Consider the following 18,087-nt stretch of genomic DNA (forward strand, 5'->3'; position numbering starts at 1 on the left):
GTACCGATACTACTGGGTACTGGTGGTCGTGGTGGTCGTGGTTCCGGTATTAGAACCATCGCCGCCGCCGGTTGCCGCTAACGCGACGCCCACCGCTGAACTTACGGTGCTAACGCTGGTAGCGGAGGAGCTTCCCGCCGATACCGACGTCGCTGCCGACCCTGCCGCTTCACCCACCTGAACGGGGGCTGCCGAGACAGATGTCGCCGCAAGCGCGGTTATGGCAAAAATGCCATACAGTACTTTTTTCATCATAATTTCCCTTCATTGAATGAATGGAGATTTACCCAAAAGAATTTCGGGCGCTACCGAGTATACACAACCAAAGCAGGCGGATTATGTCCGGGAGAAATAACAGCGAAGTTTTAGGATAATTAAACTTTAAAGAAACAACACATCCTCTATTTAATTAATAAGTAAATTAAATCAATAATTTAGAATTACATAAAAACACAAATGCATCCGTATAATCTGAAAATAACGCAGAGTGATTTTCTGGTTATTGCTTATTTTAGGATTAAGCTCAATATAAAATTTTGGGGATAAAGACGGACAAGCGGAATTATCTTATAAAAAAAGCCGATGTGAATATCGGCCTTTTTATTATCTTATTCTCTTTTTGCCGGATGGCGGTGAAACGCCTTATCCGGCCCACCGACGCTATGCATTACGTAGACCGGATAAGCGCAGCGCCATCAGGCGCGCCAGGCTTTATAACGGTTAATCAGACCGTTGGTAGAGCTATCATGGGACGAAATAGCTTTATCATCGCCCAGCTCCGGCAGAATACGGTTAGCCAACTGTTTACCCAACTCAACGCCCCACTGGTCGAAAGTAAAGATGTTCAGGATGGCGCCCTGCGTAAAGATTTTATGCTCATACAGCGCAATCAGCGCGCCCAGGCTGAACGGCGTAATTTCGCGCAGCAGGATAGAGTTGGTCGGGCGGTTGCCTTCAAACACTTTGAATGGCACAACGTGTTCAAGCTGCGCCGGATCTTTACCCTGATCGCGATATTCCTGCTCAACCACCTCGCGGGATTTACCAAACGCCAGCGCTTCGGTCTGCGCGAAGAAGTTAGACAGCAGCTTCTGATGATGATCGGATAGCGGGTTATGGGTGATAGCCGGGGCGATAAAATCACACGGCACCATTTTAGTACCCTGGTGAATCAATTGATAAAACGCGTGCTGACCGTTGGTGCCTGGTTCGCCCCAGATAATTGGGCCTGTCTGGTAATCCACGGCGTTGCCGTTACGGTCAACGTATTTACCGTTGGATTCCATGTTGCCCTGCTGGAAGTAGGCGGCGAAACGGTGCATATACTGGTCGTACGGCAGAATGGCTTCGGTTTCCGCGCCGAAGAAATTGTTGTACCAGATGCCAATCAACGCCAGCAGAATGGGTAGGTTTTTCTCCGCCGGAGTGGTGGAGAAATGCTTGTCCATCGCGTGCGCGCCGGAAAGCAGCTCGACAAAGTTGTCGAAACCGACGGACAGAATAATGGACAGTCCAATGGCAGACCACAGCGAGTAACGACCGCCGACCCAGTCCCAGAACTCGAACATATTGGCCGTGTCGATACCAAATTCGCCGACCGCTTTGGCGTTGGTGGAGAGCGCAGCAAAGTGTTTCGCCACGTGTTTTTCATCGCCTGCACTTTTCAGGAACCAGTCGCGCGCGCTGTGGGCGTTGGTCATGGTTTCCTGGGTGGTGAAAGTTTTAGAAGCGACCAGGAACAGCGTGGTTTCAGGGTTCACTTTTTTCAGCACTTCAGCGATGTGGGTACCATCAACGTTAGAGACGAAGTGCATAGTCAGATGATTTTTATACGGACGCAGCGCTTCGGTCACCATGAACGGGCCGAGGTCGGAACCGCCGATACCGATGTTCACCACGTCGGTGATGGCCTTACCTGTGTAGCCTTTCCACTGACCGGAGATAATCGCTTGCGAGAAAGTTTTCATCTTCTCAAGCACGGCGTTCACTTCCGGCATCACATCTTTGCCGTCCACGATGATCGGCGTATTGCTACGGTTACGCAGCGCCACGTGCAGCACGGCGCGGTCTTCGGTGCGGTTGATCTTCTCGCCGGAGAACATGGATTTAATCGCGCCGGCCAGATCGGTCTCTTTCGCCAGATCCTGTAATTTTGCCAGCGTCTCTTCGGTGATGCGGTTTTTGGAGAAATCCACCAGCATCAGATCGTCAAACGTCGCGGAAAATTTAGCGAAACGGTCGCTATCGTTCGCGAAAAGCTCAGCGATCGTAACGTCTTTCATTTCATCGTAGTGTTTCTGGAGCGCCTGCCAGGCAGAAGTCTGCGTTGGATTGATGTTTTTCATTAGCAATACTCTTCTGATTTGAGAATTGTGACTGGGATCGATTGTAACGCCAGTCACAGAAAAGTGTGATTGTTTTAGTGCCGTTGCCCCAGGCACTGTCGAATGAGGATAAAAAGTATATACCCTAAATAATTCGAGGTGCAGAAAGGCGGCAAATGGGTATCGGGGTTATAAGCGCTGTTACTGAGCCTAAACTCAGCATAAAAAATCCGCATAATCCCAACGTTGACAGTCCAGGCCACAACTTTTATTTATAAATACGTTACTTGCATTTGCGCCTGCACCGGTTTCTGTTCTGCCCTTGTGCCATGGTCGCGTTTTTCATTTCCTGACACGAGGTTGATATGACAGAGATCGTTGTTTCCAAATTTGGCGGTACCAGCGTCGCCGATTTTGACGCCATGAACCGTAGCGCGGATATCGTACTTTCCGACGCCAATGTTCGTTTAGTCGTGCTTTCCGCGTCTGCCGGCATCACTAATCTGCTGGTGGCGCTGGCCGAAGGGATGGAGCCTGGCGAACGTTTCGCTACGCTCGACGCCATCCGTAAAATCCAGTTCGATATCCTTGATCGTCTGCGTCATCCGAATGTCATTCGCGAAGAGATTGAACGCCTGCTGGAAAACATCACTATTCTGGCGGAGGCGGCATCGCTGGCGACATCGGCAGCCCTGACCGATGAACTGGTCAGCCACGGCGAGCTGATGTCTACCCTGCTATTTGTTGAGATCCTGCGTGAACGCGACGTACAGGCCCACTGGTTCGACGTGCGCAAAGTGATGCGTACCAGCGATCGCTTTGGTCGTGCGGAACCGGACGTCGCAGCGCTTGCGGAACTGGCCGCGCAGCAGTTGCTCCCGCGCCTGAACGAAACGTTGGTCATTACTCAGGGCTTTATCGGCAGTGAAAGCAAAGGCCGCACCACGACGTTAGGCCGCGGCGGCAGCGACTATACGGCAGCGTTGCTGGCTGAAGCGCTCCATGCCGCGCGGGTTGATATCTGGACAGATGTGCCCGGTATTTACACCACCGACCCGCGCGTGGTGCCCGTCGCGCAGCGAATTGATGAAATCGACTTTGAAGAAGCGGCGGAGATGGCAACCTTCGGCGCAAAAGTACTGCATCCAGCCACCTTACTCCCGGCCGTGCGCAGCGATATCCCGGTCTTCGTTGGCTCCAGTAAAGATCCGCAAGCGGGCGGTACGCTGGTGTGCAATAAAACCCAAAACCCGCCGCTGTTCCGCGCGCTGGCGCTGCGCCGCAATCAAACGCTATTGACGCTGCACAGCCTGAATATGCTGCACTCGCGAGGTTTCCTGGCAGAGGTGTTCGGCATTCTGGCGCGGCATAATATTTCGGTAGATCTGATTACCACTTCGGAGGTGAGCGTCGCGCTGACGCTGGATACTACCGGCTCCACCTCCACGGGCGATACGTTACTGACCCAATCCTTATTGATGGAGCTTTCCGCGCTGTGTCGGGTCGAAGTCGAAGAAGGACTGGCGCTGGTCGCGCTGATTGGCAACAACCTGTCAAAAGCCTGCGGTGTTGGTAAAGAAGTGTTTGGCGTCCTGGAACCGTTCAACATTCGCATGATTTGTTACGGCGCCTCCAGCCACAATCTGTGCTTCCTCGTGCCGGGAGACGATGCCGAGAAAGTGGTGCAAAAGCTACATCAGAACTTATTTGAATAATCGCCCTGACACGGCAGCGGGTGAGCGCTATCAGGCAATACGCTGCCGGATGGCGACGCAAGCGCCTTATCCGGCCTGTCGCAGCTCCCGGCGTATAGCGCTTGTCGCTATACGCCATACCCGATATCGCTTACAACATACGCCGCTGGTGCTGTTTTTCCGTGTGGACCCGCTTAACGATTTTATAGATCCACTGCAGTGTCAAATTGTACTTTTTGGCCAGCTCCGCATAATTACGCCCATCGCACTCGCTGTAAATCTGATAATCCCGTTCCGAAGCCCGACCAGAGATACCTTTGGGGAAATAAATGCTTTGCCCGCCCCAGTTGCGCATCATTCTGTCAGCAATTGCCTGACCGGCATTTTCGGCTGACGCGCTATCAATATTCATGCTTTCAATAAGTACCTGCGACGCATGAAACGCCAGATCGTTAATAATCTCCGGAAGCCGAACCATTTCTTTTGATTTCTGAATCATATTTTATCTCCATATCCAGCACCATGCTCCCCGTGACGGCACCAAAAAGGGAAGCGTAAAAAACGGTGCAATAACTACCTATCAATATATTAAAAATATATATAAATATTTACTATCAACGGCATTTAATTATAAATTAAAAGAATGTATATATCGTTTTCAATTTATAATATGTATTTATTTTATAGATGAAGTAAGCCTTCACTGATGTCATCATTTTACACAATACTGTATGTATATACAGTTAATTTTTTGCATTTTTTTCTGCGTTCGATCAAAAAGATCGCTTTCCTCACGATCGCGTGAATTTTTAAACTGACTTTAAAAATCAATAAGATAATTTTAATCAAAGATTATTATGACGCAGCAATACCGCCATCGTAGCCTGCCGCAGACACATACTGACTCTCCGCAGGCAACCTCTACCCCCTGCCCCGAAAGCTTTATTTATTCGTTTATTTGTTGGCATTTGACGCCATGCGCTAAACATTTTTTAAAGTTATTTATTAAAGCCCTTTTCGTTCTTCCGCTATGGGGAAAAGCGATACTTCTCTCTCAATTATCAGGAGATAGAGTATGCGAAAAATTATTGTTCCCCGACTTTCCGGCTGGCTGATTGCCTCTGTCGTACTGTTTGCGCTTATCGGCTGGACATCATCAGCGCAAATTCCGGTCGTCATCTATAAACTCAGCCTGGTTTCGTTATCAGCGGTGCTGGGTTACTGGCTCGACCGCAGTCTTTTCCCCTGGGCGCGTCCCGACTCCTTTTGCCCCTGGGAAGAATCGCTGTGCTGCGCCGCGGCGATGATTCGTCGCGCGATCATCGTTGCGGCAATTTGCCTTGCCGTCGCGCTGGGGCTGTAACGATGCGTTATCAATACGTATGCCTGGTCTGCGCTATGTCTTTCTTGTCTGCCGACGCTGCCGAACCGCCGCGCGCTTCTCTGCAATGGCGCAACGAAGTGATTCGTACCGCGCGCGAAATCTGGGGGCTTAACGCCCCCGTTGCTGATTTTGCCGGGCAACTACATCAGGAATCCGGCTGGGCGCCTGACGCGCTTTCTCCGGCTGGCGCGCAGGGTATGGCGCAATTTATGCCTGCAACGGCAAAATGGGTAAGCCAGTTGTACCCAGCGCTTCGCGAGAACAAGCCGTTTAATCCCGCCTGGGCGATACGCGCGCTGGTACAGTATGACCGCCAGTTGTGGAAAAGCGTGTTAGCAAAAAATAGCTGCCAGCGAATGGCTTTCACTCTGAGCGCCTATAACGGCGGGCAAGGCTGGGTGAACAGAGATAAAAAGCTGGCCGCCGCAAAGGGGTTGGATGCATCCATCTGGTTTGAACATGTAGAACGCGTTAACGCCGGGCGCAGCGCCGCAAACTGGCGCGAGAATCGTCACTACCCCAAAGCGATTTTATACCAACATGCTCCCCGTTATTTGCAATGGGGGCAGGCTAGCTGCATTCATTAATCAGAGGGAGTAATGAAACTCAGTATCGATTTTTGGGAAGTCATCTCCCTCTTACTTTCGTTTGTTGGATTAATGTTTGCTGCCGGTAAATTGCTGCTGGCGCAAATTGAAAAACGGCTGAATGAACGTTTTGAAGCACTGGAAGCTGCCCGACGCGAATCAGAAATAGGCTGGTCCAGGCTCGAAAGAGAATTTCTGGAGTTCCGCGCCGATTTACCGCTGCATTATGTCCGCAGAGACGACTATCTTCGCGGCCAGGCCGTTCTGGAAGCAAAACTGGATGCGCTATATAGCAAAATAGAACTGATTCAACGAGGTAACCATTAAACAAATCCCCGTCGTTTATACGCCGGGGATTTTTTATTTGTTTTAACTTTTTTCTCTAAAGGAGATTAAAAGATTCCTGATGCCTGATACATCAAAATACGTCTGAACGATAACGAAGAGAGAATATTATCTCTCCCGGTAAATCAAGGAAAACCGTATATGGAAACATTATCTGTTATACATACCGTGGCGAATAGACTACGTGAATTAAACCCTGATATGGATATACATATTTCATCAACCGATGCGAAAGTATATATCCCAACAGGACAGCAGGTAACGGTATTAATTCACTACTGCGGTTCGGTTTTTGCCGAACCAGAAAATACGGATGCCACGGTACAAAAACAACTAATCCGGATTTCCGCCACCGTTATTGTTCCGCAAATAAGTGACGCGATAAACGCGCTGGATCGTCTACGTCGCTCGTTGGGGGGCATTGAACTTCCCGACTGTGATCGTCCGCTCTGGCTGGAAAGCGAAAAATATATCGGCGACGCCGCAAACTTCTGCCGTTACGCCCTGGATATGACCGCCAGCACCCTGTTTATCGCGGAACAGGAAAGCAAGGATTTACCCCTGCTTACAGTCGTTAATTATGAGGAAATTCAATGAAATATATCTACAGTGGCCCGGCAAGCGGCGTCACGCTCGCCGACGGTCAGGAAGTCTTACTGTGGCCCAATAGCGAAATCTCGCTGCCGGAAGATAACGAGTGGGTAATCACCATGATTGCCCGCCGTCACCTGGTGCCAGTGGTTACGCAAGAAGTAGAAACTAATGAAAAGGAAATTGTCCATGGCAGCTAATTACCTGCACGGTGTAGAGACCATTGAGATCGAAACCGGCCCACGTCCGGTTAAGGCGGTTAAATCTGCGGTTATTGGTCTGATCGGCACCGCGCCATGCGGCCCGGTTAACCAGCCAACGCTGTGCCTTTCTGAAAGCGACGCGGCGCAGTTTGGCCCAGGTCTGGCGAATTTCACCATCCCGCAGGCGCTAAAGGCGATCTACGATCACGGCGCGGGGACGGTCGTGGTGATTAACGTGCTGAATCCGGCGGTACACAAAAGTACCATTCCCAGTGAAACCGTGAAGGTTGATGACAATGGTCAGATTCAACTCAAGCACGGAGCCGTGCAAACGATGAGTATTGGCCGCAGCACGAACGCCGGAAACGCTTATATCAAAGGCACCGATTACACCATTGATATGCTGACCGGTAAAATCACCTGCATGGGGACCAACCTGAAACCCGGCGTTCAGGCCTATGTAAATTATACTTACGCGGACCCCACCAAAGTGACTGCTGCCGATATTATTGGCGCGGTAAACACGGCGGGTGACCGTACCGGCATGAAGCTGTTACAGGACACCTGGAACCAGTTTGGTTTTTACGCAAAGATCCTGATTGCGCCGGTCTTTTGTACGCAAAACTCGGTCGCCGTTAAGCTTATCGCTCAGGCAGAAGCGCTGGGAGCCATTACCTACATTGATGCGCCCATCGGCACGACTTTCCAGCAGGTTCTGGCAGGGCGCGGCCCACAGGGGGCGATTAACTTCAATACCAGTTCCGATCGCGCGCGTCTGTGCTATCCGCATGTCAAAGTTTACGACAGTGCAACAAATGCAGAGATTCTGGAACCACTCTCCTCCCGCGCCGCTGGCCTGCGTGCCAAAGTGGATCTGGAAAAAGGCTTCTGGTGGAGCAACTCCAATCAGGAAATTCAGGGCATTACCGGCGTAGAGCGCTCGCTGTCAGCGATGATCGACGATCCGCAAAGCGAGGTGAATCAACTGAATGAAAACGGCATCACCACCGTCTTCAACAGCTATGGCTCCGGTTTGCGCCTGTGGGGCAACCGTACCGCTGCCTGGCCGACGGTTACTCATATGCGTAACTTTGAGAACGTGCGCCGTACTGGTGATGTGATTAACGAATCGATTCGTTATTTCAGCCAGCAGTATATGGATATGCCGATAAACCAGGCGCTGATCGACGCGCTAACCGAATCGGTGAACACCTGGGGCCGCAAGCTGATTGCCGACGGCGCGTTGTTGGGCTTTGAATGCTGGTACGACCCGGCGCGTAACGAACAGACTGAACTGGCAGCCGGGCATCTGTTGCTGAGCTACAAATTCACCCCGCCGCCGCCGCTGGAACGTCTGACGTTTGAAACCGAAATTACCTCTGAATATTTAGTTTCTCTGGAGAGCAATCGCTAATGGCTGGAAAAATTCAAATTAACCGTATTACCAACGCCAATATTTATCTTGATGGTAATAATCTTTTAGGTCGCGCGAGTGAAATTAAACTGCCTGATATCAGTATGATTATGCAGGAGCATAAAGCGCTGGGGATGGTCGGTAAAATTGAGCTGCCTGCCGGTTTTGACAAACTGGAGGGCGAAATTAAATGGAACTCGTTTTACCACGACGTCATGCGTAAAACGGCAAACCCGTGGCAGGCGGTAGCATTGCAGTGCCGCTCCAGCATCGATTGTTATAACTCGCAGGGTAAAGCGGATCAGTTAGCGCTGGTGACGCATATGACCGTAATGTTTAAAAAGAACCCGCTGGGAACGTTTAAACAGAATGAAAACCCGGAATTTAGCAGCGCCTTCGGCTGCACTTATATTAAACAGGTGGTTGACGGTGAAACGCTTCTTGAACTGGATTATCTGGCGAATATTTTCCGCGTAAATGGCGCGGATCAATTAAATGCCTACCGCAATAATATTGGCGGTTAATTACTTCGGGGCTACGGCCCCGAATTTAACACGACGAATAAGGACTACACCATGAACGAAAAATATACCCTGCAATTCCCGTTTACCTCCGCCGGGGAACGTATCGACGTTCTGCAATTACGTCGCCTGAAGGTAAAAGATATGCGCGCCGCGCGACGCGCCAGCGATAAACCGGAAGAGTGGGATGAGCCTCTGATGGCGGCTATGACCGGGCTGGTAACCGAAGATCTGGCGGAAATGGATCTGCTGGACTATCAGGCATTGCAGAAACGATTTCAGGCCATGCTTAGCATGGCTACAGAACCCACAGCAGTTGTGGCAGGCAATGGCGCTGCTGGCGAGGTGGTTTCGCTTTCCGCCCAGTGAAATTGACGCGCTGTCGGTTGACGATTTTACCCGCTGGCTGGACGAAGCCAGCGCGCAAATTAAACACGAATACGACTCGCAGGCTTAATGCCTGCGGGTTTCCAGACCCAAGCCCGGTTCACTCCTTCCCTGTCCTTTTTCCGGCAAGCAGCCTGTTACCGGGCAACTTATACGAGACACTATTTTGGCCAACGACATTATTACTCAGCTTCAGGCGCGTAATGAGACGTTGACGCAGGCAATAGCCCGTTACGGCTCACTCAACGCCAGCACGCTGCACACGCTCAGCTTTGAGCAAACAAAAATCACCCGGCTTACGCAACAGCTCGCTAACTCTGCCCTTCGCCGGGAAGAGAACGATAAACAGCGCGCCGGGTTGCTGGAAAAAACACAAACGTTCGCCGGACAGCTCGGCAAGTTCCTGAACGTTGAGACTCCCGACTGGAAGCTGCCTTACGAATTTCAGGGCAACATGGTCGATATGGCGGCGAAAGGCGGCATGGATAACACCGCGCGGGACGCCCTGAGCCTGAATATCCGCGACTGGAGCCTTGATTTCAATCAGGATCAAAAAGATCTGCAAAGCGCCGCCGCCACGATGATCGAAGGCGGCGTCAGCGCATTGCAGGATCTTAGCCGCTACATGCCCGATATCGCCAAAGCCGCAACCGCCTCCCGCGACAGCGCGCAAAGCTGGGCGCAGGCGGCTCTGGCCACTCGCGACAAACTGAACATCGCCCCTGACGACTTCCGTTTTGCGCAAAATATGCTGTACAGCGTGGCAACAAGCGGCGGCGGCTCCGTTGCAGAACAAACCCAGTGGATTAACGCCTTTGCCGGAAAAACCGGCGCTCAGGGGAAAGAAGGCATTGCGGAACTGACCGCAACGATGCAAATCGCCATGAAAAACGCCCCTGACGCAGGCGCGGCGGCAGCGAATTTCGACCATTTCCTGAAATCCGCCTTCTCGAAAGAGACGGACAGTTGGTTTGCCCGTCAGGGCGTGGATCTTCAGGGATCGCTGCTGGAGCATCAGCAAAACGGCATCGGCGTGACGGAAGCGATGACCCACATCGTGCAGATGCAACTGGAGAAAATGAACCCGCAGATCCTCGACACCTTCAGGCAAACCATGAAGATTGAGGATCTTTCCGCGCGCGGCGACGCGCTACAGGCCATGACGGAGAAATTTAACCTCGGCGCGATGTTCGGCGATGCGCAAACGCGGGATTTTCTCGCCCCGATGCTGGCGAATATGGACGAATATCGCCAGCTAAAAGCCTCCGCAATGCAGGCGGCGGGGCAACATTTTATTGATGATGACTTCGCCGCGAAAATGACATCGCCCGGAGAACAGACCAAAGCGTTACAACTTTCACTTAACGATCTGTGGCTGACCGTCGGCCTGGCGCTGATGCCCGCGATTGGCGAACTGGCGCAAAGCATCACGCCGCTGGTGCGGCAGTTCAGCGCCTGGCTGCGGGAAAATCCGGCGTTGGTGCAAGGGGTCGCCAAAGTCGTTGGCGTTATCTGGCTGTTCAACGGGGCGCTGAATATTCTCAGGCTGGGAGCAAACCTCATTGCGTCACCGTTTATTCGCCTGATCGATATCTTCCTGAAGGTCAAAGCCGGTCTGGCGCTGGGCGGCGGCAGTCGCGCGCTGTCGGTTCTGAAATCGTTTGGCAACGGTGCGAAAAGCCTGACGATGCTGCTGGGAAACGGCCTGATAAAAGGGCTACGGCTGGTCGGCCAGACGTTTATCTGGCTGGGTCGGGCGCTGCTGATGAACCCTGTCGGCCTGACTATCACCGCTATCGCAGGCGCCGCCTATTTACTTTATCGCTACTGGGAACCGATTTCCGGTTTCTTTGCCGGAGTCTGGGAGCGTATCAAAACCGCCTTTGACGGAGGCATTGCAGGCGTCACGCGTCTGATTCTCGACTGGTCGCCGCTGGGGCTGTTTTACCGCGCCTTCGCCAGCGTACTGGACTGGTTTGGCATTGAACTCCCCGCCAGCTTCAGCGAATTTGGCGGCAATATTCTGGATAGCCTGATCAACGGCATTCTGAATGCGCTTCCTTTCCTGAACGGGGCGATTGAGAAGATAAAAGCGCTGATCCCCGACTGGGCGAAAAGCGCGCTGGGCATCAGCGCTGAAATGCCGTCTGTCGCCGCCGCCGTCCCCGGTATTGCCGGAACAATGGTCGCGCAACAGGCCAGCGCGCCGCTGGCATCGGGAGCGAAAGCGGTGACAACCTCGGCCAAAACGATGACCTCGCCGCAGCCAATGAAGACGAAAAGCGCCGCCACGCCGCCGACGCCAGCCGCGCTTCCCGGCAAATCCGGCGGGAAACCTTATACGCTGCCCCCCCGCGCGCAAAGCAACGTGCAGGTACACTTTTCCCCGCAGGTTACCGTGCAGGGAAGCGGCGCGAATGCCGCCAAAGATATCAACAACGTGCTGTCGCTGAGCAAACGCGAGCTGGAGAGAATGATTAACGATGTCATGGCGCAACAACGGCGCCGGGAGTACGCATAATGTATGCCGTATTAGGCGAAATAGAATTTGACGTCGTCGCTTACTGGGACGAATTTGAAAGCACGATGGGCGTGGATTATACCAGCCATGCCCGTATTGAAGGGAAACCGGGCGTGCAATTTATCGGCGATAAGCTGGACAAAATCACCCTGAAATTCAACTTTCATAGTCAGTATTGCCAACCGACCCCCGAGCTGAACCGTCTGCGGGAAGCGATGACCGCGCACCAGGCGATGGCGCTGGTGTTCGGCAACGGCGATTATCGCGGCTGGTTCGTGATTACCGATCTGACCGCTACCCACCAGCACACCGATCCTTACGGTAACGTCATTGCCCAGGGCGGCAGTCTGTCGCTACAGGAGTACACCGGCGATCCGAAGAGCCCGCTGCTGCCTCCGGCCATCACCACCCAGGAACCGAACATTGACGAGATGTTGGATGAGCTTCCCGACGTTAGCGATTCCTGGTTCGATGAACTGCTGAGCGCCGTTGAAGAGGGTATGCGTGAAGCCAAAGAGATGATGGATGAGGTGGCCGACGCCATTGATGACATCAAAAAAACGATCGCCCAGACGAAAGAACTGGTGAAGGAAGCCAAAGCGCTGAAAGAAAAATGCGGCGATATTGTCGATTCGCTGAAAAAAACCATTAGCGCGATAGACGCGCTGTTCCAGCAGCCGCTGGATTTGCAAACGCTGGCCGGGCTGCCGAAAGCGCTGGCGGCAAAAATGCAGGAACTGATCGACAGCCTGCCGGGGATCCGCGAATGCGCGGGCGATGCCGGCACGCTTATTGAACACGCCGAATCGCTGTTTGACGCTATCACCAGCAGCGTCGCGGAAGCGACTTACGACAGCGCCGCGACGCTGGTCAATCAGGCGCGCGGCGCGCTGCAAACAAGCGCGCCCGACGTGAGCCAGCTTGCCGCCGCCGATATTACGAGGAGTCTGTAATGCGCTACCTTGAACATGTCACCACCGACGGCGAACGCTGGGATAATCTCGCCTGGCGCTATTACGGCGATGCGCTGGCCTACGAACGCATCATCGCGGCCAATCCGCACGTCGCTATTATGCCGGTTTTGCCGTCAGGCGTGCGGCTGATCATCCCGGTTATCAGCGTCACGCAAACGACCCCGGAGCTACCGCCATGGCTGAGATAACGGTATCCGGCGGGGTGTTCGCCACCCTGACGCCCATTTTTACCCTTTGGTACGGACATAAAGAGATCACTTACGACATCGCGCCTTATGTCACCAGCATCAGTTACAGCGATAGCATTAAAAACGAGTCGGATGTTATTGCCATTGCGCTGGAAGATAGCGCCGGGCGCTGGGTAAACGAATGGTATCCGGGAAAAGGCGACACGCTGGCGCTGCGCCTGGGTTATCAGGGCGAAGATCTGCTCGATTGCGGAATCTATATCATTGATAAAATTGATATCAGCGCGCCGCCTTCGACGGTCAATATCGACGGTATCGCCACCTCGGTCAGCAAAGCGCTACGCACCAAAAACAGCCAGGGCTTTGAGGAGACGACGCTTTCCGCCATCGCCAGTCGCATCGCGCAAAAACACGGTTTAACGCTGGTGGGCAAGATTGCGCCGCTGACGATTGATCGGGTCACGCAATATGCCGAAACCGATGTGGCGTTTCTCAAACGGCTGGCGAGTGAATATGGCTATACCGTGAAAGTGACGGCGACGGAGCTGATCTTTTCGCATCTGCCGACGCTACGCTGTCTGGCGCCGGTGAAGACGCTCAGGCGGACGGATATTTCGCACTACACGTTCAAAGATACCATCAACCGGATCTACAAAAACGCCACCGTGCAACATCAAAATAGCAAGCAAAAAGAACTGGTTATCTACACCCATGATAGCCAGGAAAAAGCCCCGGCGCGCGGTGCGGCGACCAGCGCCGATACCCTGAAGATCAACAGTCGCGCCCCAGATGCCGGCGCGGCGCAGGCTAAAGCCAATGCCGCGCTGGACAGCCACAACGAATACCAGCAAACCGGCACGCTCAGCATGATGGGCTGCCCGCAGTTGACGGCGGGCAACAAGATAGAACTGAGCGATTTTGGCGTACTTTCCGGGCAGTGGCTGATTGATAAATCCATGCACAAACTCACGCGCAGCGGCGGCTACACTACCGAAATCGACATTTCACGCGGACCGGCAACCAGCCAGTAAGGAGACAATATGAAAGGCGTTACCCGCCAGACGGGCATTATCAGCGATATTGATGAGGCGGCCGTGCGCGTCAGAGTCACTCTACCGGAGTGCGATAACCTGCGCAGTAACTGGCTTGCGGTGCTGCAACGCAACACGCAGGACAACAAAGATTACTGGTTGCCGGATATTGGCGAACAGGTGGAGGTTTTGCTCGACGACAACGGCGAGGATGGGGTGGTGCTGGGCGCGGTCTACTCCAGCGTGGATACCGCGCCGCTGGCCTCGCGCGACAAACGCTACGTGCAGTTTTCCGACGGCGCGGCCTTTGAATATGACCGTGCGTTACACCAGCTCACCGTCAACGGCGGCATAGAAAAAATCGTCATTGAAGTGAAGGAACGTACGCAGCTTACTTCACCGCAAGTAGAGGTCAGGGCGCAGCACGTCACGGTGATATCAGAAACCGTAGACGTGGCGGCCACCTCCGTGGGCGTCAAGGCGGTAGATGTCAACGTGGAAGCGCCCCATACGGGCATTAAAGCGCTGAATGTCACCGTCGATGCGCCGCTCAGCACCTTTACCGGCGACGTTACCGTGATGAAAAAACTCACCTGGCTTGGCGGTATGGCCGGTAGCGGCGGTATTGGAAACAGTGCGGTGATTACCGGCAACGTGAATGTCCTCGGCAACGTTAACGCCAGCGGTTCAGTGATGGACAGCGGCGGCAACTCCAACCACCACTCTCACTAACCTGCAAATTGCTGCTGGATGGTGGCTTCGCCTTATCCAGCCTGCAAAAGGTGCATAAACACCGGCCCGGTAAGCGCAGAAGCGCCACCGGGCAAATTGCTGGAGGATGTTTATTTCAGCGCAACGTGATTAAGCCCTTTTCCCGCGCTATTTCCGATGAAAATGTAATCACTTTGCGCTGCAAATATTGCATATATGTATATTGGAAAACTAACGCTATTTTTTACTTTAACTTCGCCCTGCTTACATAAAATCTGCTGTTCAGGAATGATCCTCTCAGTTTTGTCTGGTAGACTTCGCTGAATTACAACTTCTTGATTGCTATAATGATAAAATTATTTATAAAGTACGTTTCGATAGGCGTACTTAATACTGCTTTGCACTGGGCTATCTTTGCCCTTTGCGTCTATGGATTTCAAACAAGTCAGGCTTTGGCAAACGTAACGGGCTTTGCTGTCGCTGTCAGTTTTAGTTTTTTCGCTAACGCCCGGTTTACCTTTGGAGCCAGCGTATCAACCGGACGTTATTTGCTGTACGTCGGTTTTATGGGGGTGCTGAGCGCCGTCGTGGGATGGACAGGCGACAAGTGTGCTATGCCTCCCATTTTTACGCTCATTGTATTTTCCGCAATTAGCCTTATTTGCGGATTTTTATATTCCAGATTCATTGTTTTCAGGAATGAGAAATGAAAATTTCATTAGTGGTTCCCGTCTTTAATGAAGAGGACGCGATCCCTATTTTCTATAAAACGGTCAGAGAATACAGTTCACTTAAACCTTATGACGTTGAGATTGTCTTCGTTAATGATGGGAGTCACGATGCGACTGAATCAATCATCAGCGCATTAGCTGTTGCCGATCCTCTTGTTGTTCCGATCTCATTTACCCGCAATTTTGGTAAAGAACCTGCACTTTTTGCCGGATTAGATCACGCGACCGGAGATGTGGTGATCCCTATCGATGTTGATTTACAAGATCCCATCGAAGTAATCCCACATTTGATCAATAAATGGCAGGCTGGTGCAGAAATGGTGCTGGCTAAGCGTATCGATCGTTCAACGGATGGCCACCTGAAGCGTAAAAGCGCTGAGTGGTTCTACAGGCTGCATAACAAAATCAGTACGCCAAAGATTGAAGAGAATGTCGGTGATTTTCGATTGATGTCGCGCGAGATTGTAGAAAATATCAAGCTATTACCAGAACGTAACCTTTTCATGAAAGGTATACTTTCATGGGTTGGAGGTCAAACAGATGTTGTCGAATATGCCCGTGCTGAACGTGTCGCAGGTAGCTCAAAATTTAATGGCTGGAAACTCTGGAACCTGGCGCTGGAGGGGATTACAAGTTTTTCTACTTTCCCTTTGCGTATCTGGACGTATATAGGAGTGAGCGTTTCTGCCCTCTCCCTGATATATGCCATGTGGATGATCATTGATAAATTGATGTGGGGAAACCCTGTTCCTGGTTATCCTTCGCTTATGACCGCGATTCTCTTCTTAGGCGGCATCCAGCTTATCGGCATAGGCATCATGGGTGAATATATCGGACGCGTTTACACGGAGGTGAAGCAAAGACCCCGCTATATCGTGAAAAACAAAAAAACAATGATGGAATAATGATTACTATGCTCAAGATATTACCGAAAACGGCGATGATACTACTGGCTTTTTTGGCCATTTTTCTTATTGAATGGTATACCCCCATTCACTCTGATGATTACCGCTATTACCTTTTAGGAATTTCGCCGGAATCACATTTTCATCATTATATGACATGGAGTGGCAGGATTATAGCTGATTACACCAGCGCACTCATCCTGTATACACGTTCTCAACTCGTGTATTCCATCAGCGCTGCCGTTTCGACACTGGTATTTTGTTATTTCATTGTGAAGACACCCTCAGGTACATTACGCTGGAATAAATCCGACTACTTATTATTCCCACTAATATTCTTCACTTACTGGATTTCGAACCCGAATTTGGGTCAAACCACTTTCTGGATCGTTGGTGCTGCGAATTATTTGTGGACGAATCTGTTCGTTGTTGCATGGCTGTTCTTCTTTTACACCATAACAATAAAAAACAGTAAAGCGATCAGCCCGTGGGTTGCATTACTAAGCTTTATGGCAGGCTGTTCCAATGAAAGCGTCTCACCTTTCGTCTCGCTTATTTCTGTTCTGGCCATTGCATACGAGTTATGGCAAAACAAATCTGTTTCGCGCAATAAGATAGTTTATAGTCTCTGTGCAATCGCAGGTTCATGCGTATTGATACTTTCTCCGGGCAATTTCATCCGCGCCAGCGGCAAAGAATTCTGGTATGGAAGGCCGATTTTTGAACGTATTTTCATTCACTTAACAGAACGCGTTCATAACCATCTGGCGCTGATCTGGATAGCTTATGTTGTTTTGTTATTGCTGGTCTTACTGGTCATATTCAATAAGCAGATTCGCGCCAAAATTGATAAAACGTCCCTTATCTGCGCTGCGTTAGTCGTATGTATAGGTATTAGCACTTCCTTAATCATGTTCGCGTCGCCGTCCTACCCCGATCGGGTTATGAACGGTACGTTTATGTTTTTCCTTTTAGCTATCTCCTTCATCGCTTACGCCCTGTTGAAAAGTGGCGTTAAGGCTGGAGTCGTCGGCGTAACTGCCGTGACTGTCCTCTGTGGTATCGTATTCCTTTGGTCCTATTCATTGATGCTTAACGGTTATAAAAAAACGGCCGGACAGGAAATCGTAAGACAAGAAATCATTACTAAAGAAATAGCGGCAGGTAAACAGAAGTTTATCATCCCTGACTATTATTTCGTCAAGTTGCAAAATAGCGGTGGTCATTTTGGTTTATTCCATGATCCTGCTGTTTACGGCGAGTATTATCATGTACAAGCTATTTTCAAAAAGAAAGTCAATTTTGATTATTCTGTAATCGCTAATGGAGCGAAGCACAGCCTTTCCAATGAAACGACGGCTTATAGCAACACCCGCGGGGATTTCGCTATTATCAGCCGGGAGCAGCTAACGGGTTCGATCACACTCTCAGTTAATGGACGGCAGAAAACGATTCCAGTTGAGAAAATGAAGCACGCAGAAATCAATGATGAATTCTGGTACTACGCTTCTGTAGGCAAAGGTGAAATTACAGCAATTTCATTTTAACTTTACGTAAAACGCAATCTTCGCCATTT

Annotated in this window: 21 protein-coding genes; 18 read left to right on the forward strand and 3 right to left on the reverse strand. The window is 51.3% G+C overall.

Annotated features, from left to right (window positions below; all coding sequences use genetic code 11):
• Positions 1 to 9: 9 nt before the first annotated feature.
• Positions 10 to 252, reverse strand: a complete 243-nt coding sequence (gene yjbE / locus QEN32_RS20575; protein ID WP_001541297.1) for an exopolysaccharide production protein YjbE — start codon at positions 250 to 252, stop codon at positions 10 to 12.
• Positions 253 to 695: 443 nt separating this feature from the next.
• Complete coding sequence (pgi, locus tag QEN32_RS20580; protein WP_000790032.1) at positions 696 to 2,345, reverse strand: glucose-6-phosphate isomerase; 1,650 nt, start codon at positions 2,343 to 2,345, stop codon at positions 696 to 698.
• A gap of 344 nt (positions 2,346 to 2,689) precedes the next feature.
• Between pgi and lysC the strand changes: the two genes are divergently transcribed.
• Entirely contained in the window at positions 2,690 to 4,039 is a 1,350-nt protein-coding gene (gene lysC, locus QEN32_RS20585) for a lysine-sensitive aspartokinase 3 (RefSeq protein ID WP_000136392.1), read from the forward strand.
• 130 nt (positions 4,040 to 4,169) lie between these two features.
• Here the strand turns inward: lysC and QEN32_RS20590 are convergent, their stop codons facing one another.
• On the reverse strand, positions 4,170 to 4,517 hold the full coding sequence (locus tag QEN32_RS20590; protein ID WP_000615248.1) for a Mor transcription activator family protein: 348 nt from the start codon (positions 4,515 to 4,517) through the stop codon (positions 4,170 to 4,172).
• 576 nt (positions 4,518 to 5,093) lie between these two features.
• Here QEN32_RS20590 and QEN32_RS20595 point away from each other — a divergent pair.
• The 17 genes from QEN32_RS20595 to QEN32_RS20675 all read left to right on the forward strand — a co-directional run bounded on the left by QEN32_RS20595 (position 5,094) and on the right by QEN32_RS20675 (position 18,058).
• Positions 5,094 to 5,381 (forward strand): putative holin, encoded by a 288-nt coding sequence (locus QEN32_RS20595; protein WP_001226439.1) that lies wholly within the window; start codon positions 5,094 to 5,096, stop codon positions 5,379 to 5,381.
• A gap of 2 nt (positions 5,382 to 5,383) precedes the next feature.
• On the forward strand, positions 5,384 to 5,989 hold the full coding sequence (locus tag QEN32_RS20600; RefSeq protein WP_079898325.1) for a lytic transglycosylase domain-containing protein: 606 nt from the start codon (positions 5,384 to 5,386) through the stop codon (positions 5,987 to 5,989).
• Between the two features lie 12 nt (positions 5,990 to 6,001).
• Positions 6,002 to 6,316 carry a hypothetical protein gene (locus QEN32_RS20605; RefSeq protein ID WP_000777267.1) on the forward strand — a complete coding sequence of 105 codons (315 nt, stop codon included), beginning with the start codon at positions 6,002 to 6,004 and terminating at the stop codon, positions 6,314 to 6,316.
• A gap of 159 nt (positions 6,317 to 6,475) precedes the next feature.
• Positions 6,476 to 6,931 carry a Gp37 family protein gene (locus QEN32_RS20610; protein WP_079898326.1) on the forward strand — a complete coding sequence of 152 codons (456 nt, stop codon included), beginning with the start codon at positions 6,476 to 6,478 and terminating at the stop codon, positions 6,929 to 6,931.
• The gene (locus tag QEN32_RS20615) at positions 6,928 to 7,125 is read left to right on the forward strand and encodes a hypothetical protein (protein WP_079898327.1); all 198 of its coding nucleotides are present in this window, start codon (positions 6,928 to 6,930) and stop codon (positions 7,123 to 7,125) included. The genes QEN32_RS20610 and QEN32_RS20615 overlap by 4 nt, the downstream gene beginning before the upstream one ends.
• A complete protein-coding gene (locus QEN32_RS20620; protein WP_265322065.1) occupies positions 7,115 to 8,542 on the forward strand; it encodes a phage tail sheath family protein in 1,428 nt (475 codons plus the stop codon). The genes QEN32_RS20615 and QEN32_RS20620 overlap by 11 nt, the downstream gene beginning before the upstream one ends.
• Positions 8,542 to 9,066, forward strand: coding sequence for a phage major tail tube protein (locus QEN32_RS20625; protein ID WP_000907494.1), 525 nt, complete (start codon positions 8,542 to 8,544; stop codon positions 9,064 to 9,066). Before QEN32_RS20620 ends, QEN32_RS20625 begins: the two co-directional genes overlap by 1 nt.
• Positions 9,067 to 9,117: 51 nt before the next feature.
• Positions 9,118 to 9,432 (forward strand): phage tail assembly protein, encoded by a 315-nt coding sequence (locus QEN32_RS20630; protein WP_265322066.1) that lies wholly within the window; start codon positions 9,118 to 9,120, stop codon positions 9,430 to 9,432.
• Positions 9,392 to 9,520 carry a GpE family phage tail protein gene (locus QEN32_RS20635; RefSeq protein ID WP_001185655.1) on the forward strand — a complete coding sequence of 43 codons (129 nt, stop codon included), beginning with the start codon at positions 9,392 to 9,394 and terminating at the stop codon, positions 9,518 to 9,520. Before QEN32_RS20630 ends, QEN32_RS20635 begins: the two co-directional genes overlap by 41 nt.
• 96 nt (positions 9,521 to 9,616) lie before the next feature.
• Positions 9,617 to 11,971 carry a phage tail tape measure protein gene (locus QEN32_RS20640; RefSeq protein WP_265322067.1) on the forward strand — a complete coding sequence of 785 codons (2,355 nt, stop codon included), beginning with the start codon at positions 9,617 to 9,619 and terminating at the stop codon, positions 11,969 to 11,971.
• Positions 11,971 to 12,924 carry a phage tail protein gene (locus tag QEN32_RS20645; protein WP_265322068.1) on the forward strand — a complete coding sequence of 318 codons (954 nt, stop codon included), beginning with the start codon at positions 11,971 to 11,973 and terminating at the stop codon, positions 12,922 to 12,924. The genes QEN32_RS20640 and QEN32_RS20645 overlap by 1 nt, the downstream gene beginning before the upstream one ends.
• The gene (locus QEN32_RS20650; protein ID WP_001269716.1) at positions 12,924 to 13,133 is read left to right on the forward strand and encodes a tail protein X; all 210 of its coding nucleotides are present in this window, start codon (positions 12,924 to 12,926) and stop codon (positions 13,131 to 13,133) included. The genes QEN32_RS20645 and QEN32_RS20650 overlap by 1 nt, the downstream gene beginning before the upstream one ends.
• Complete coding sequence (locus QEN32_RS20655) at positions 13,121 to 14,164, forward strand: phage late control D family protein (RefSeq protein ID WP_265322069.1); 1,044 nt, start codon at positions 13,121 to 13,123, stop codon at positions 14,162 to 14,164. Before QEN32_RS20650 ends, QEN32_RS20655 begins: the two co-directional genes overlap by 13 nt.
• Positions 14,165 to 14,173: 9 nt before the next feature.
• Positions 14,174 to 14,896, forward strand: coding sequence for a phage baseplate assembly protein V (locus QEN32_RS20660; protein ID WP_265322070.1), 723 nt, complete (start codon positions 14,174 to 14,176; stop codon positions 14,894 to 14,896).
• A 326-nt stretch (positions 14,897 to 15,222) separates the two neighbouring features.
• Positions 15,223 to 15,585 carry a GtrA family protein gene (locus tag QEN32_RS20665; RefSeq protein ID WP_000593184.1) on the forward strand — a complete coding sequence of 121 codons (363 nt, stop codon included), beginning with the start codon at positions 15,223 to 15,225 and terminating at the stop codon, positions 15,583 to 15,585.
• Entirely contained in the window at positions 15,582 to 16,511 is a 930-nt protein-coding gene (locus QEN32_RS20670; protein WP_023138093.1) for a glycosyltransferase family 2 protein, read from the forward strand. The genes QEN32_RS20665 and QEN32_RS20670 overlap by 4 nt, the downstream gene beginning before the upstream one ends.
• A complete protein-coding gene (locus QEN32_RS20675; RefSeq protein WP_000632049.1) occupies positions 16,511 to 18,058 on the forward strand; it encodes a DUF6056 family protein in 1,548 nt (515 codons plus the stop codon). The genes QEN32_RS20670 and QEN32_RS20675 overlap by 1 nt, the downstream gene beginning before the upstream one ends.
• Positions 18,059 to 18,087: the final 29 nt, after the last annotated feature.

Source organism: Salmonella sp. SA14318, from assembly GCF_029866905.1.
GTDB classification, from domain to species: Bacteria; Pseudomonadota; Gammaproteobacteria; order Enterobacterales; family Enterobacteriaceae; genus Salmonella; species Salmonella enterica.

Excerpts from the sequence above, each read along its gene's own strand:
- yjbE (WP_001541297.1), bottom strand. The coding sequence starts at position 252 with ATGAAAAAAGTACTGTATGGCATTTTTGCCATAACCGCGCTTGCGGCG.
- pgi (WP_000790032.1), bottom strand. The coding sequence starts at position 2,345 with ATGAAAAACATCAATCCAACGCAGACTTCTGCCTGGCAGGCGCTCCAG.
- lysC (WP_000136392.1), top strand. The coding sequence starts at position 2,690 with ATGACAGAGATCGTTGTTTCCAAATTTGGCGGTACCAGCGTCGCCGAT.
- QEN32_RS20590 (WP_000615248.1), bottom strand. The coding sequence starts at position 4,517 with ATGATTCAGAAATCAAAAGAAATGGTTCGGCTTCCGGAGATTATTAAC.
- QEN32_RS20595 (WP_001226439.1), top strand. The coding sequence starts at position 5,094 with ATGCGAAAAATTATTGTTCCCCGACTTTCCGGCTGGCTGATTGCCTCT.
- QEN32_RS20600 (WP_079898325.1), top strand. The coding sequence starts at position 5,384 with ATGCGTTATCAATACGTATGCCTGGTCTGCGCTATGTCTTTCTTGTCT.
- QEN32_RS20605 (WP_000777267.1), top strand. The coding sequence starts at position 6,002 with ATGAAACTCAGTATCGATTTTTGGGAAGTCATCTCCCTCTTACTTTCG.
- QEN32_RS20610 (WP_079898326.1), top strand. The coding sequence starts at position 6,476 with ATGGAAACATTATCTGTTATACATACCGTGGCGAATAGACTACGTGAA.
- QEN32_RS20615 (WP_079898327.1), top strand. The coding sequence starts at position 6,928 with ATGAAATATATCTACAGTGGCCCGGCAAGCGGCGTCACGCTCGCCGAC.
- QEN32_RS20620 (WP_265322065.1), top strand. The coding sequence starts at position 7,115 with ATGGCAGCTAATTACCTGCACGGTGTAGAGACCATTGAGATCGAAACC.
- QEN32_RS20625 (WP_000907494.1), top strand. The coding sequence starts at position 8,542 with ATGGCTGGAAAAATTCAAATTAACCGTATTACCAACGCCAATATTTAT.
- QEN32_RS20630 (WP_265322066.1), top strand. The coding sequence starts at position 9,118 with ATGAACGAAAAATATACCCTGCAATTCCCGTTTACCTCCGCCGGGGAA.
- QEN32_RS20635 (WP_001185655.1), top strand. The coding sequence starts at position 9,392 with ATGGCGCTGCTGGCGAGGTGGTTTCGCTTTCCGCCCAGTGAAATTGAC.
- QEN32_RS20645 (WP_265322068.1), top strand. The coding sequence starts at position 11,971 with ATGTATGCCGTATTAGGCGAAATAGAATTTGACGTCGTCGCTTACTGG.
- QEN32_RS20650 (WP_001269716.1), top strand. The coding sequence starts at position 12,924 with ATGCGCTACCTTGAACATGTCACCACCGACGGCGAACGCTGGGATAAT.
- QEN32_RS20655 (WP_265322069.1), top strand. The coding sequence starts at position 13,121 with ATGGCTGAGATAACGGTATCCGGCGGGGTGTTCGCCACCCTGACGCCC.
- QEN32_RS20660 (WP_265322070.1), top strand. The coding sequence starts at position 14,174 with ATGAAAGGCGTTACCCGCCAGACGGGCATTATCAGCGATATTGATGAG.
- QEN32_RS20665 (WP_000593184.1), top strand. The coding sequence starts at position 15,223 with ATGATAAAATTATTTATAAAGTACGTTTCGATAGGCGTACTTAATACT.
- QEN32_RS20670 (WP_023138093.1), top strand. The coding sequence starts at position 15,582 with ATGAAAATTTCATTAGTGGTTCCCGTCTTTAATGAAGAGGACGCGATC.
- QEN32_RS20675 (WP_000632049.1), top strand. The coding sequence starts at position 16,511 with ATGATTACTATGCTCAAGATATTACCGAAAACGGCGATGATACTACTG.